Raw genomic sequence first — 13,598 nt, 5'->3', positions numbered from 1 at the left:
CTATAGTTCCGAGCATTCATTCACATTTGCTCAAATGATCTCTCCATGTTACGCTCTGTAAGTGTCTACGGACTCTCTCCCAGAAAGCGTCAGGGTGTCACCTCTACAGCTTTCGGATCGGCATCCCAAGGTCACGCTGTACCTTGAGGCGTACACCCCCCTGGTCGAAGAGTGGTTCCAGGCGTTGCGTGATTCCGATGCGCTGACGGAATTGCGCCGTACCTCGCCGGGCCGCGATCTCGTCGACAATCTGCAAAGGCTCGACCAGCTTTTTCGCGACCTGGTCGACGGCATGTTCGCGCGGCCGACCCCGGTCCTGGAGCGCGCCCTGGCGGTGGTGGCCGCGAACCGCGAGGCGGTCGTCTGGGAGGACCAACTGGTGCCCGGCCCCGGTGCCGGCAGCGACGAGTTGGCGGCTTCGCTGCGACACAAGTTCAAGCGCAACATCAGCCTCGCCATGCTGGAGGCGTTGATCTGTCTGGAGTCCGCCCTGACCTACGGCCGGGAGGTTCTGGGGCTGTCCGGTGCGGAGTTGGAGCGCACGCTGCGGAGCAGCACCTCCATGCTGGCCAGCCTCTCCGTCCTGCACGACCAGCAGGAGATGGCCCGGATGCGGCAGTTGACGGGCGACCCGACCGAGATCCAGCACCCGAAGTTCACGGTCGCGGACATCGTCCGGGGCGCCTTCCGGATCGGGCCGGACAAGTTCCGGGCCGTCGGTCCGGAGGGGCAGCGCAAGATCCGGTTCGGCAGCGTCCCGCCGCGCGGCGTCGAGCTGGACAGCCCGACCATGAAGTGTCCGGCGCACCGGCTGACCGACGGCGAGGGCCAGCCGCTGAACAACGAGTTCTGGGCGCTACTGGTGGACGTCTACCGGATGTCCGGTCGGCTGTTCTAACTCCACCGAACGCGGCTGTTCCAGCTCCACCGAACGGTGGACCGGTGCGGGGCCGAGCATGAATGAACCTTTTTCAACCTCCCCTTGCGGTCCGTCGGAGCGCAAGGTCGGACGCGGTGTGTGAGCGCCGCGCGGTTCAGGTGGAAAAAGGTTCAATGGTGTGACGGTTCCGTCGCCTTCGACGGTTGGACCGTCCGGCGTCGCCCCCCGCTGTTCCGGGCCACTTCCGCAGGGCATTGGTAAAACTGCCATCACACCGAGGAATTACCCACGGTTATTGGCGTCCGTCGACGCGACCCGTCCCGTGGACAGGACGGCGGAAGGCCGTCCGTCGCGGATGTCCGGCACCTTCGACCGGCCCGAAGGAAAGCGGCCCCGCCGATCCGACGGGACCGGCGGGGCCGCACTCTCGGGTCGAGAGGGTCAGCGCAGCCAGGGGATGCTGCGGTCGAGCAGACCGCGCTCCTTCAGCTCCTTGCGCAGCGGAATCTCGTCGTCGACGTACCCGTTCCAGTTGATGCCCCAGTAGTTTGCGGTGTGCGTCCCCTCGCCGAGCAGCTGGCGCTGCACGGGGGTCCGGTTCTTGTACCACTCGCCGTTCTTGTCCGGGTGCAGCTCGTCCAGCGGCCGGATCCAGCGGTAGGTGTACCCCACGAACAGCATCTTCCGGGTGATGGTGGAGAGGTTCGTGGACCGGGAGTGCCACTGGCGGCGGTCGAAGATGAAGGCGTCGCCGGGGTTGGCAGTGATCTCGACGGTGCCCTCGGGGTCCGGGTTGTGCACCGTCAGGTCGGCCGGGCGCGGCAGCGAGTTCCACAGGTGGCTGCCCGGGATGACCTTGGTGGCTCCGCGGCCCTTCTCCGACAGGTCGGAGAGTACATAGGCGACCTTGAGCGAGAACATCGGCCGGGGCAGGTTCGGATCCATCGTCTCCGGGTCCGAGTTCTGCCGGTAGCCGTCCTGGTGCCAGCCCCAGTACGGCTTCTCCGGCTCCAGGGCCGGCGGCGTGACGTCCAGGTGGTTGTGGTGGGTGTAGATGTTCCACCCGGCGAGGCCCCACATGTAGGGGAACGCGATCGGGTGGGTGAGCAGCTCTCCGAAGAGCTCGTCCCGCTCCAGGAAGCCCAGCAGGTGCAGGGTGCCGTCCTTGGTGGTGTTGCCCTTCGCCTTCTCCTCGGCGTAGACCCGGTCGACCGCCGCCTCCAAGGCCGCGCGGTGGTCCTCGGTCAGGACGTTGCGGAGCAACAGGAAGCCCTGCTCGTGGAACTCCTTGCGATCCGTGTCACTGATCGGCTCGTAGCCAGTGCGGCCGCCGTAGTCGAACACCGCGTCCCCTCCCCATAGGGTGAAACTCTTTCTGAGCACACAGGCTGCCGATCGTAGCTCCCCCTGCAAGGTCCGCATTCGGGCGCTCGGCCGGGCGCGCGGCGCCGGGCATCTGGGGGTACGCAGGGCAGCCAGACCTTGACGGAACGCAATAAAAGTGCCGAATAGTGGGGATATTTGAACCTGTCTGCCCGTTTGTGCAATCACTGCCAGTTATCGACGTCCGAATGGAGCAACGAAATCGCCGGCCGGTCGGCGACGTCCGAACCACCGGAGCCGGGCGGAATCAGTCGGCGAAGACCTCGGCGAGCACCTGGTGCGGGGTCGGCTGCGCACCCCTGACCGGAGCCCAGGTGCCGCCGGCCGCCGTCCACTGCAGGTCGCCGAAGCGCACCATCTTCACTCCGTGGTCGTCGGCGTGCGACACCAGCCAGTGCGCGTAGCGCCAGCCCACCTGCTGATCCGTCGTCGGTACGGCCAGACCGGTCACCTCGGCCGGCACCGACGTCTCCAGTCGGCCCCAATCCAGCTTCAGCCCGGCGGTCAGCGCAGCCGCCGCCGCGCTCCCGCGCATCGCCGGCTCCCGGCCGACCGTGCAGGCGACCGCGCCGGTGGCGTTGCCCAGCAGAGCCCGGGTCAGCACCTCGGACTCGTCGGCCCACTGCTGGTAGGCCCGGGGGAAGGCCGACCGCTGCACCCGCTGCGCCGCGACCGTGACCTCCATCTGTTCCCAGCCGCGGACCCTCTTGAGCGCCTTGTAGAACCTGGTCGCGGCGTAGCGCGGATCCCGGATCTGCTCCGGCGTGCCCCAGCCCTGACTCGGCCGCTGCTGGAAGAGTCCGACCGAGTCCCGGTCACCGCCGGCCAGGTTGCGCAGCCGGGACTCCTGGAACGCCGTTGCCAGCGCCACCACCACGGCCCGCTCCGGCATCCTGTGCCGGACACCCACCGCGGCGATGGTCGCGGCGTTCGCCATCTGCTCGGCGTTCAACGTGACCCGGCCGTCCGCCTCGACCACGCAGCCCGGCGCGGCGCTGGGGATTGGCAGGGTGTGCCCCATCTCGCGGGCTCCCAGGTAGACGCCGAAACTGGCAACCGCCGCGAGCGCCACGCCCGCCGCCACCGCTGCCCGAGTCTGCACCGCCACCCCCTGTCTGATAGCCGGACACAGCCTACTTCGACAGCCCAAAATCCTGAGTCGATCACGGCCGGTGCCGGTGCCGGTGCTGGTGCCGAACCGGGTTCGTCCGCCGGATCGACCGGCCGAGGGTGGCCGCGTCCTTGCTGCCGGCCGCCCGGAGTCAGCTTCCGGGTACCCATCGGGCGGGCCGTTTCTCGCCGAACGCCGTCACGCCCTCCCGCCCCTCCTCGGAGTGGAAGTACCGCACCGACAGGTCGCGCAGTTCCGCCAGGTCGGCCCGGAAGCTCTCCGCCGGGCCGCGCCGGAGCAGCTCCTTCGCCCCGGCCAGCGCGCCGGGCGCGCCCCGGACCAGCGCCAGGCAGTACGAGGCGACGGTCTCGTCCAGCGCCTCGGCCGAGGTAACCGTGGTGACCAGGCCGATCTCGGCCGCCCGACGACCGTCGAAGGTGTCCCCGGTCAGATAGAGCTCTGCGGCGGCCCGAGGTTGCAGCCGGGGCAGCACGGTCGCCGAGATCACCGCCGGGATCACCCCGAGCCGTACCTCGGTGAACGCGAAGGTCGCCTCCTGGGTGCAGATCGCGACGTCGGCCGCGGCGATCAGGCCGAGTCCACCGGCCCGGGCCGGGCCGCCGATCCGGGCCACCACCGGCTTCGGGCACTCCCAGATCGCCGCGAGCACGTCACCTAGCATCGCCACCGGCACGGTGCCCTCGCGGTACGCCGCCGCGGTCTCCTTCAGGTCGGCGCCGGAGCTGAAGACCGGCCCGGTGTGCGAGAGCACCACCACCCGGACCTCGTCGTCCGCCGCCGCCGCGCCCAGCGCGTCGAGCAGTTGCCGGAGCAGGGCGGTGGAGAGCGCGTTGCGGTTCTGCGGGCTGTCCAGGGTGAGAGTCGTCACTCCGTGCGTGGTAGAGACCCGGACGAGCGGATCGGAAGCTGAGGTCATGGGCGGCACACTAGTCGCATGCCTGGAGTGCTCCCAGCGGGCGAGCCCGTACCCGTCGACGGGGCGCTGCCCGACGCCGCCCTGGCCACGGTGGGTGGCCGTGGCTTCGGTGTCTACGTACACGTGCCGTTCTGTGCCAGCCGCTGCGGCTACTGCGACTTCAACACGTACACCGCGACGGAACTCGGCGGGACGGCGGGCCGGGACGGCTACGCCGACCAGGTGCTCGCCGAGCTGCGCCTGGCCGCCCGGGTGCTGGCCGACCGGCCGCCGGCCCGGGTCGACACCGTCTTCGTCGGTGGTGGTACGCCCACCCTGCTCCCTCCGGACGATTTGGCCCGGATCCTGGACGGCATCGACCGGACCTGGGGGCTGGCCGCCGACGCCGAGGTCAGCACCGAGGCCAACCCGGAGTCGGTGACCCCGCAGTCGCTGGCGGCGCTGCGGGTCGCCGGCTACACCCGGATCTCCCTGGGCATGCAGTCGGCCGCCCCGCCGGTGCTGGCGATCCTCGACCGCCGGCACACCGCCGGCCGGGCGACCGAGGCCGCGCGGGAGGCTCGGGAGGCAGGATTCGCGCACGTCAACCTGGACCTGATCTACGGGACGCCGGGGGAGCGGGCGGAGGACTTCGCGGCGTCGCTTCAGGCGGTGCTGGCCGCCGGGGTCGACCACGTCAGCGCGTACGCCCTGATAGTGGAGGACGGCACCCGGCTGGCCGGCCGGATGCGGCGCGGGGAGTTGGCGTACCCCGACGACGACGTGGCCGCGGACCGCTACCTGGCCGCCGAGGCCGCGCTGCACGAGGCCGGCTTTTCCTGGTACGAGGTCTCGAACTGGGCCCGGACGCCGGCCGCTGCCTGCCGGCACAACCTGCTCTACTGGACCGGCGGCGACTGGTGGGGCCTCGGCCCCGGCGCGCACAGCCACGTCGGCGGGGTCCGCTGGTGGAACGTCAAGCACCCGTCGAGTTACGCGGCCCGGCTGGCCGCCGGGCAGTCACCGGGGCAGGCCCGGGAGGTGCTGTCGGCGCGGGAGCGGCAGGCGGAGGAGGTGCTGCTCCGGCTCCGCCTCGCCGCCGGGCTGCCGTTGGCGACGCTCGACGACGCCGGGCGGTCGGGTGCGGCCCGGGCCCGCGAGACGGGACTGCTGGACGGTGCGGCGTACGACGCGGGCCGGGCGGTGCTCACCCTGCGGGGGCGGCTGCTGGCCGACGCGGTGGTCCGGGACCTGCTGCCCTGACCCGGTACGCCGCGTCGCGGCACCGTGGCGTGCAAGGAGCGGTCCCGACAGCACGATGGCCCGCGCCGGATCCGGCGCGGGCCATCGGGGGTTTCGGTCGGTGCTACTTGATCATGCGGATGGACATCGGGTACTGGTACAGCACGCCCTCGTTGGCCTTCATGCCGGCGATGATCGAGAAGATCACCACCACCAGCCAGGCAATCAGCGGCAGGAAGATCAGCACCAGGGTGCAGGTCCCGACGATGATCGAGACGATCGAGATGATGCCCCAGGTGATCTGGAAGTTGAGCGCCTCGACCGCGTGCGCGCGCACGGTCGGCGACTCGTTCCCCTTGGCCAGCAGCGCGACGAGCGAGGCGACGAAGCCCACCGCGATCCCGCCGAAGTGGGCGATCAGGGCCCAGGTCTTCTCGTCGCTGTTGGCGTAGCCCGAGGGCGCCGGGGCGCCGTAGGGGTTGCCCGGCGGGTAGCCGCCCGGGGGCTGGCCGCCGGGGGGCGGGTAGCCACCGGGGGGTGGATAACCACCCGGCGGGGGATAGCCGCCGGGCGGGGGATAGCCGCCACCGGAGGTCGGGTATGTCCCGCCACCGGAGGTCGGGTACGTCCCGCCACCCGACGTCGGGTATGTCCCGCCGCCGGAGGTCGGGTAGGTGCCGCCGCCGGAGGTCGGCGGGGGCGTGCCGGGCGCGCCGTACTGGGGCGCCGCCGGCGGGGGGTATCCCTCGCCTGGCGTCGGGTATTGACCCGGGTTCATCGGGGCGGTCGGGTCCTGGGGCGGACCGCCGTATTCTCCGGGAGGGCGAGGCGGTTCAGTCATGGAGGTCACGGTAGGACTCCGGCTCAACCGGCGCCAGCCGCCCCCCGAATTGAATCTGGACAATGGCCGACCGTACCTGCTAGGCCCACCGGGGTAGGGTGTGCTGGCAAGCCGGTTGTCCGGCTTCGGATAGCCCTTCCAAACGATCATCGCGCCGGGTAGGCCTTGGTCGTAGACTGGCACTCGCTACAGTCGAGTGCCAGGGCGACCTGGCGCCCGACCGTCGTGGTCGCTCCGGTCGTTCCGCGCGGCCGGGGCCGGGACGTCGCAGGGAGGTGAGGATGGGTCTCGACGACCGCAAGCTCGACGTGCTGCGCGCGATCGTGGAGGACTACGTCGCCACCCAGGAACCGGTCGGCAGCAAGGCCCTGGTCGAGCGGCACCAGTTGGGGGTCTCCCCGGCGACCGTCCGCAACGACATGGCCGTGCTGGAGGAGGAGGGCTACATCCGGCAGCCGCACACCAGCGCCGGCCGGGTGCCCACCGACCGGGGTTACCGGCTCTTCGTGGACCGGCTCTCCCGGGTCAAGCCACTCACCCCGGCCGAGCGCCGGGCGATCGAACGCTTCCTGGTCGGCGCGGTCGACCTCGACGACGTGGTGCACCGTACGGTTCGGCTGCTCGCGCAGCTCACCCGGCAGGTGGCCGTGGTGCAGTACCCGAGCCTGGCCCGCTCCTCCGTCCGGCACCTGGAGCTGGTGCCGATCTCCACCACCCGGCTGATGCTGGTCATGATCGCCGACACCGGTCGGGTGGAGCAGCGCCTGGTCGAACTTCCCACCCCGATCACCGCCGACGACGTGACCGACCTGCGCCGGCTGATCAACGAGCGGCTCGGCGGCAAGAAGCTGGCCGAGACCCCGCCCCTGGTCCAGGCGCTGGTCGACGAGGTGTCTCCCGGGCTCGGCCCGGCGATGACCACGCTCGCCACCGTGCTGCTGGAGACCCTGGTGGAGCGGCACGAGGAGCGGATCGCGCTGGCCGGCACCGCCAACCTTACCCGTGGCGGGCTGCTCGACTTCCAGGGTTCGCTGCGACCGATCCTCGAGGCGCTCGAGGAGGAGGTCATCCTGCTCAAGCTGATCGGCGAGGTGGAGCCGAACACCCTCCAGGTGCGCATCGGCGACGAGAACGAGATCGACAATCTGCGGGCCACCTCGGTGGTCAGCACCGGATACGGTCCGGGGACGACCATCGTCGGCGGACTCGGCGTGTTGGGCCCCACCCGGATGGATTACCCGGGCACCATCGCCACGGTGCGGGCCGTGGCACGCTACGTCGGCGACGTGCTGGCGCAGAACTGACCACCAAACCCATCCCTGACGACCGGCGGACGGTAACGCGAGACAGACATGAGGACACGGAACGCAGTGGCCAAGGACTACTACGGGATTCTCGGCGTCAGCCGGGACGCCTCCGACGACGACATCAAGCGTGCCTACCGAAGGTTGGCGCGCCAGTACCACCCGGACGTGAATTCGGATCCGGAGGCACACGAGAAGTTCAAGGACATCAACGCCGCGTACGAGGTCCTCTCGGACGACCAGAAGCGGCAGATCGTCGACCTCGGTGGCGATCCGCTGGCTCCCGGCGGCGCCCCCGGAGGCGGCCCGGGTGGTGCGGGCGGTCCCTTCGTCGGCTTCCAGGACATCATGGACGCGTTCTTCGGTGCCGCGGGCGGCTCCCGAGGACCGCGTCCGCGTACCCGGCCCGGTGCCGACGCCATCCTGCGGCTCGAGCTCGACCTGCCCGAGACGGCCTTCGGGGTGGAGGCGCCGATCGCGGTGGACACCGCCGTGCTCTGCACCACCTGCACGGGGGCCGGCACGGCGCCCGGCACCCATCTCACCACCTGCGAGGCGTGCGGCGGGCGGGGCGAGGTGCAGTCGGTGCAGCGCACCTTCCTCGGCCAGGTCGTCTCGTCCCGGCCGTGCACCGTCTGCCAGGGGTACGGCACGGTCATCCCGCACCCCTGCCCGACCTGCGCCGGGGACGGCCGGGTGCGTACCCGCCGCTCGCTGACCGTCAAGATCCCGGCCGGGGTCGAGGACGGCATGCGGATCCGCCTGGCCCAGCAGGGCGAGGTCGGCCCCGGCGGCGGTACGGCCGGCGACCTCTACGTCGAGATCCACGAGCGGCCGCACGACGTCTACTCCCGCAAAGGAGACGACCTGCACTGCCGGGTCACCGTGCCGATGACCGCCGCCGCGCTCGGCACCCGGCTGACCATCAAGACGCTGGACAGCGAGGAGCCGGTCGACGTCAAGCCGGGCACCCAGCCGGGCTCGACGCTGCGGTTGCGGGCTCGGGGCGTGCCACACCTGCGCGGCACCGGCCGGGGTGACCTCTACGTGCACCTCGACGTGCGTACCCCGACCAAGCTCGACGCCGAGCAGGAGCGGATGCTGCGCGAGTTCGCCAAGACCCGGGGCGAGGAGGTCGCCGAGTTGACCAAGCAGGGCGGCTTCTTCTCCCGGATGCGGGACGCCTTCAACGGCCACGCCTGACGGGCGCGCCACCCGCCGGCCTCGACACCGCGACCCGCTAACCTGCACGCCGTGAGCGCGCCGCTGTTCCTGGTCGAGTCGCTGCCGTCGGACGACTCCGTCACGCTGGACGGTCCGGAGGGGCACCACGCCGCGACCGTGCAGCGGCTGCGTACCGGTGCGGAGCTGCTGCTCGCGGACGGGCGCGGCGGCACCCTCACCGCCGTGGTCACCGCCGTCGGCCGGGGCACCCTGACCGCCTCGGTCACCTCCCGGTGGTACGTCGACCCGCCCGACCCGCGCCTGGTCGTGGTGCAGGGCATCGCCAAGGGCGACCGGGGCGAGCTGGCGGTGCAGGCGATGACCGAGGTCGGGGTGGACGAGATCGTGCCCTGGGCGGCCGAGCGCTCGGTGGCGCAGTGGCGCGGTGACCGGGGCGCCCGCGCCCGCGACCGCTGGGTGGCGACCGCCCGCGAGGCGGCCAAGCAGGCCCGCCGGCCCTGGCTGCCGACAATCGCCGGGTCGGCGCGGGCGCCGGACGAGTCGCTCCGGGCGGTGGCCCGGCGGGTCGCCGACGCGGCGGCCGGTTTCGTGCTGCACGAGGCGGCGGCGGCCCGGCTCGGCACCGCCGAACTGCCCGCGACCGGTGACATCGTGCTGGTGGTCGGTCCCGAGGGCGGCGTGTCGCCGAACGAGCTGGCGGCGTTGACCTCGGCCGGCGCCGTGCCGGTCCGGCTCGGACCCGAGGTGTTGCGTACCTCCACCGCCGGCGTCGCGGCCCTCGCCGTCCTCTCCACCCGGCTCGGCCGCTGGTGACCGACGGCCGGCACCGGGTTCTGGGCGCCGGGTGTCAGAGGTCGAGGGTGGTGCTCCGGCGGATGTCGGCGATGCTGTGTGCCGCCTCCAGCCGGTACCGGCCCGGTCGGGTCCGCCAGCCGCCGTCCGGCTCCCAGACCTGAAAGGTGCGGCCCGGCAGCGGTACCCGGACGGTCACCGCCTCCCCGGGAGCCGCCTCGGCAGCGGCGAAGCCGGCCAGCCAGCGGACCGGACGGTCCGACTCGGTCGCCGCCGGGCCGGCGTACACCTGCACCACCTCGCGGCCGGGACGGCGACCGGCGTTGCGGACGGTGACCACCGCGACCGGCCCGCCCGGTCCGGCCTCGACGGTCAGCGACTCGTACGCCCAGTCGGTGTAGCCGAGCCCGTGCCCGAACGGGAAGAGCGGCTCGGCCCGCCAGCCCCGGTAACCGACGAAAACCTCGTCGGGGTAGTCGAGGACCCCGTCGGTCGGGGTGGTGGAGAGCGCCGGGCAGTCCTCCGGCCGGCGTGGCCAGGTGGTGGGGAGCCGCCCGCCCGGCTCCGCCCGGCCGAGCAGCACGTCGGCGAGCGCCGCCCCGGCCTCCTGGCCGGGAAACCAGGTGAGCAGGATCGCCGCCACCTCGTCGGCCCAGGGCATCAGCACCGGTGAGCCGGCGTTGACCACCACGACCGTCCGGGGATTGGCCGCCGCGACCCGGGAGACCAGTTCGTCCTGCCGGCCGGGCAGCGCCAGCGTGCCCCGGTCGAACCCCTCCGACTCCACCTCCTCGGTGGTGCCGACCACCACCACCGCGACGTCGGCCCCGGTCGCCGTCCGAATCGCCTCGTCGAGAAGCTCGTCCGCCGAGGCGACCGCGGGCTCGGCGTGCCCGAGGGTGAACGACACGAAGCCCGGGTGGTCGCCGTCGACCATCCGCTGGGTGAGCCGTACCTCGACCGGTTCACCGGCCCGGACGGGAAGCTCGAACCGGCGCTCGACGGTGGCCCGGAAGACCGTGCCGGGCTCCTCGGCCGGGTCGTAGAGCGGGCCGTCGAAGAGTTCCACGCCATCCACGACCAGGGTGAAGACGCCGAAGCCCTCGACCGCGAGCCGGGCGGTGCCGGTGCGCAGCGGCGTGTGCGTGGCGGTGAGGTCGACCGCGGCGAGATCGTCCGGGGGCAGCCCGTCCGGCGGGTCGCCCATCCAGCGCACCGTCGCCCGGTCCAGTTCGGTCCGGTAGCGCTCCCGGCCGTCGGCGTCGCGCAGCGTCGCGACGATCGGGGTCCACGCCACCCCGCCGGCGGCCGGCAGCCGGAGCCGGGGGTCGGCGCCGACCGCGTACCCGAGGTCGGCGTCGGGGAGCGCGGCGGTCAGCCCGGCGAGCGGGGAGATCACGTGTGGCGGCGCGACCAGGGCGCTGCCGCCGCCCTGGATCCGCGCGTCGTCGGCGAGCGCGCCGAGCACCGCGACCCGGCGCAGCCGGCCCGGATCGAGCGGCAGCAGGTCGCCGTCGTTGCGGGCCAGCACGAAGGAGCGGACCGCCACCACGTGCGCCAGGGTGGCACCGTCCGGTGCGCGCGGCAGATCGGCCGGGTCCACCGCCGGGGGTACGCCGTCGAGCAGTCCGACCCGACCGGCGAGCCGGAGCACCCGACGTACCTTGTCGTCCACCTCCGCCTCGGCGACGGAGCCGGCGCGGACGGCGGCGACCAGCGCGGCACCCCAGGGGTCGCCGACGGCCGGCATCACCACGTCGAGTCCGGCGTTCGCGGACGCCTCGGTGGTCCTCGCCGCCGTCCAGTCGGAGACCACGATCCCGTCGAAGCCCCACTCCCGCTTGAGCAGCTCCCGGAGCAGTCCGGCGTGCTCGGTCATGGTGTGCCCGTTGACCCCGTTGTAGGCGGCCATCACCGCCCAGACCCCGGCGGCGACGATCCGCTCGAACGGGGCGAGGTAGAGCTCCCGGAGCGCCCGTTCGGAGACCCGGACGTCCACGGTCATCCGTTCCGTCTCCGAGTCGTTGGCGACGAAGTGCTTGACCGTGGCGCCCACACCGAGGTCCTGTACGCCGGTGACGTAGCCGACGCCGATCTCGGCGCTGAGCAGCGGATCCTCCGAGTAGCACTCGAAGTGCCGGCCGCCGAGCGGGCTGCGGTGCAGGTTGACGGTGGGGGCGAGGAGCAGGTGGATGCCCCTGCGCCGGCACTCGGCGGCGAGCACCCGACCCGCCTGCCGGGCCAGCCCGGGGTCCCAGGTGGCGGCCAGCGCGGTCGGGCTGGGCAGGGCGATCGACGGGTCGTCCGGGGCCCAGCGGACGTCGCGTACCCCGATCGGGCCGTCCGACATCACCAGCGAGTCGAGCCCGATCGCGGGTACGGCCGGCAGGGTCCAGAAGTCCTGGCCGGAGAGGAGTCGGACCTTGGTCTCCAGGTCCAGCGCGGCGAGCGCCCGTTCGAGCACCGCGTCGGCTCCGCTCCTGGCCGTGGCGTCCGCGTCGACCGTCGCCCCGTCCTGCCGATCCACCGTCATCCTCGCGCCCCCTCCACCGGCCGGATATCGATCATCCTGCCAGCCGGAGGCCGCCCAGGACACCGCAGAGCCGCGGTCGTCGGCACGTCGCGCCGCCCGACGGCCGCTGTCCCGACACCGCAGGGTGCCCCCGGCGCCGGCCGGTGGCTGGGCGGCGGGGTCAGGTGCGCAGGTAGGAGGCGCCGTTGAGGTCCACTATGGTGCCGGAGGCCCACTCCGCCTCGGGTGAGGCCAGCCAGTGCACGGCGGCGGCGATCTCCTCCGGCCGGGCGACCCGGTGGAACGGGCTCTGCGCCCGGATCGCGTCGCCGCGCGGCGCCTTGAGGTGCTCGTTGGTCATGTCGGTCTCGACGAAGCCGGGCGCGACGGTGGCGACCGCGATGCCGTACGGGGCCAGGGCCACCGCGAGGGACTGGCCGAGCGCGTTCAGCCCGGCCTTGCTCGCGCCGTACGCCGGCTGGGTCGGCTCGCCGCGGAACGCGCCCCGGGAGGAGACGTTGACGATCCGGCCGCCCCGGTTCCGCAGGTGCCGGGCGGCGCACCAGATGGTGTTGGCCGCACCGAGCAGGTTGACGTCGAGCGTGCGGCGCCACTGCTGCTGCCACTGCTCGTAGGAGGAGTCGAAGACCGGATGCCCGGCCTCCGCGCTGCCGAACACCCCGGCGTTGTTCACCAGTACGTCGAGTCCGCCGAGCCGGTCGGCCGCGTCGTCGACCATCGCGCGCACCTCGTCCGGGTCGGCCAGGTCGGCCCGGACCACCACGTGCCCCTCGCCGGGCAGGGCCGCGACGAGTTGTCCGGCCAGCGGGGCCGAGTCGCGGTGATGCACCGCCACCCGATCGCCACCGGCGGCGAAGGCCATCGCCACCGCTCGCCCGATTCCCCGGGACGCGCCCGTCACCAGTACCGCTCGTCCGCTCATCGGATCATGATGCCGGTCGCCGGACGGACCGGGCTGGCCGGGCCGCGTCGCCGAACGGCAGCCCCTACGATTCCGGTGATGGAGACCAACTGCCTGTTCTGCCGGATCGTCGCGGGCGAGATCCCGGCCACCGTCGTCCGGGAGACCGAAACCACCCTCGCCTTCCGGGACATCGACCCGAAGGCGCCGGTGCACGTGCTGGTGATCCCGAAGGAGCACTACGCCGACGTGGTGACCCTGACCGGGGCCGATCCGGGGTTGGCCGGCGAGGTGCTCGGCACCGCGGCGGTGGTGGCCGAGACCGAGGGACTGGTCGCCGACGGCTTCCGGCTGATCTTCAACACCGGTCCGTACGGCGGCCAGGAGGTCTTCCACGCCCACGCCCACGTGCTCGGCGGCGCGCCGTTGGGGCCGATGGTCGCCCGCTGAGCAGGGGCCGGGCGTAAGATCCGTGATCTTGGACGAGCGGATCGCGGGCGAGGAGGGATC

The 13,598-nt window shown here is 72.3% G+C and carries 12 protein-coding genes; 6 read left to right on the top strand and 6 right to left on the bottom strand.

Features of this window, described 5'->3' with window-relative positions; genetic code table 11:
* The first annotated feature begins 94 nt into the window (after positions 1-94).
* Positions 95-898: a hypothetical protein gene (locus tag EV371_RS05280; protein WP_130461059.1), complete on the top strand. Its 804-nt coding sequence runs from the start codon at positions 95-97 to the stop codon at positions 896-898.
* 423 nt (positions 899-1,321) lie between these two features.
* Here EV371_RS05280 and EV371_RS05275 read toward each other — a convergent pair whose 3' ends face one another.
* The 3 genes from EV371_RS05275 to EV371_RS05265 all read right to left on the bottom strand — a co-directional run bounded on the left by EV371_RS05275 (position 1,322) and on the right by EV371_RS05265 (position 4,311).
* Positions 1,322-2,224 (bottom strand): phytanoyl-CoA dioxygenase family protein, encoded by a 903-nt coding sequence (locus tag EV371_RS05275; RefSeq protein WP_130461058.1) that lies wholly within the window; start codon positions 2,222-2,224, stop codon positions 1,322-1,324.
* 286 nt (positions 2,225-2,510) lie between these two features.
* A complete protein-coding gene (locus EV371_RS05270) occupies positions 2,511-3,371 on the bottom strand; it encodes a hypothetical protein (protein ID WP_165436613.1) in 861 nt (286 codons plus the stop codon).
* 154 nt (positions 3,372-3,525) lie between these two features.
* Positions 3,526-4,311, bottom strand: a complete 786-nt coding sequence (locus tag EV371_RS05265; RefSeq protein WP_130461057.1) for an enoyl-CoA hydratase family protein — start codon at positions 4,309-4,311, stop codon at positions 3,526-3,528.
* 18 nt (positions 4,312-4,329) lie between these two features.
* Between EV371_RS05265 and hemW the strand changes: the two genes are divergently transcribed.
* Positions 4,330-5,553, top strand: coding sequence for a radical SAM family heme chaperone HemW (hemW, locus tag EV371_RS05260; RefSeq protein WP_130461056.1), 1,224 nt, complete (start codon positions 4,330-4,332; stop codon positions 5,551-5,553).
* A gap of 103 nt (positions 5,554-5,656) precedes the next feature.
* Here the strand turns inward: hemW and EV371_RS05255 are convergent, their stop codons facing one another.
* On the bottom strand, positions 5,657-6,373 hold the full coding sequence (locus EV371_RS05255) for a DUF4870 domain-containing protein (protein ID WP_486484486.1): 717 nt from the start codon (positions 6,371-6,373) through the stop codon (positions 5,657-5,659).
* A gap of 281 nt (positions 6,374-6,654) precedes the next feature.
* Between EV371_RS05255 and hrcA the strand changes: the two genes are divergently transcribed.
* The 3 genes from hrcA to EV371_RS05240 all read left to right on the top strand — a co-directional run bounded on the left by hrcA (position 6,655) and on the right by EV371_RS05240 (position 9,675).
* A complete protein-coding gene (gene hrcA, locus EV371_RS05250) occupies positions 6,655-7,677 on the top strand; it encodes a heat-inducible transcriptional repressor HrcA (protein WP_130461055.1) in 1,023 nt (340 codons plus the stop codon).
* Positions 7,678-7,743: 66 nt separating this feature from the next.
* The gene (gene dnaJ / locus EV371_RS05245; RefSeq protein ID WP_207230702.1) at positions 7,744-8,880 is read left to right on the top strand and encodes a molecular chaperone DnaJ; all 1,137 of its coding nucleotides are present in this window, start codon (positions 7,744-7,746) and stop codon (positions 8,878-8,880) included.
* A 51-nt stretch (positions 8,881-8,931) separates the two neighbouring features.
* Positions 8,932-9,675 carry a 16S rRNA (uracil(1498)-N(3))-methyltransferase gene (locus EV371_RS05240; RefSeq protein ID WP_130461053.1) on the top strand — a complete coding sequence of 248 codons (744 nt, stop codon included), beginning with the start codon at positions 8,932-8,934 and terminating at the stop codon, positions 9,673-9,675.
* A 34-nt stretch (positions 9,676-9,709) separates the two neighbouring features.
* Here EV371_RS05240 and EV371_RS05235 read toward each other — a convergent pair whose 3' ends face one another.
* Both EV371_RS05235 and EV371_RS05230 read right to left on the bottom strand, forming a co-directional pair.
* On the bottom strand, positions 9,710-12,187 hold the full coding sequence (locus EV371_RS05235) for a glycoside hydrolase family 3 C-terminal domain-containing protein (protein ID WP_130461052.1): 2,478 nt from the start codon (positions 12,185-12,187) through the stop codon (positions 9,710-9,712).
* A gap of 160 nt (positions 12,188-12,347) precedes the next feature.
* Positions 12,348-13,109, bottom strand: a complete 762-nt coding sequence (locus tag EV371_RS05230; protein WP_130461051.1) for an SDR family oxidoreductase — start codon at positions 13,107-13,109, stop codon at positions 12,348-12,350.
* Between the two features lie 75 nt (positions 13,110-13,184).
* Between EV371_RS05230 and EV371_RS05225 the strand changes: the two genes are divergently transcribed.
* On the top strand, positions 13,185-13,538 hold the full coding sequence (locus EV371_RS05225) for an HIT domain-containing protein (protein WP_130461050.1): 354 nt from the start codon (positions 13,185-13,187) through the stop codon (positions 13,536-13,538).
* Positions 13,539-13,598: the final 60 nt, after the last annotated feature.

It is taken from the genome of Plantactinospora sp. CNZ321 (genome assembly GCF_004217235.1).
The sequence above is the reverse complement of the archived record's forward strand: the minus strand, read 5'-3'. Positions and strand labels throughout refer to the sequence as shown.

Bases quoted from the DNA above. Each gene is read 5' to 3' on its own strand.
- EV371_RS05235 (WP_130461052.1), bottom strand. From the start codon at position 12,187: ATGACGGTGGATCGGCAGGACGGGGCGACGGTCGACGCGGACGCCACG.
- hemW (WP_130461056.1), top strand. From the start codon at position 4,330: ATGCCTGGAGTGCTCCCAGCGGGCGAGCCCGTACCCGTCGACGGGGCG.
- EV371_RS05230 (WP_130461051.1), bottom strand. From the start codon at position 13,109: ATGAGCGGACGAGCGGTACTGGTGACGGGCGCGTCCCGGGGAATCGGG.
- EV371_RS05265 (WP_130461057.1), bottom strand. From the start codon at position 4,311: ATGACCTCAGCTTCCGATCCGCTCGTCCGGGTCTCTACCACGCACGGA.
- EV371_RS05255 (WP_486484486.1), bottom strand. From the start codon at position 6,373: ATGACTGAACCGCCTCGCCCTCCCGGAGAATACGGCGGTCCGCCCCAG.
- hrcA (WP_130461055.1), top strand. From the start codon at position 6,655: ATGGGTCTCGACGACCGCAAGCTCGACGTGCTGCGCGCGATCGTGGAG.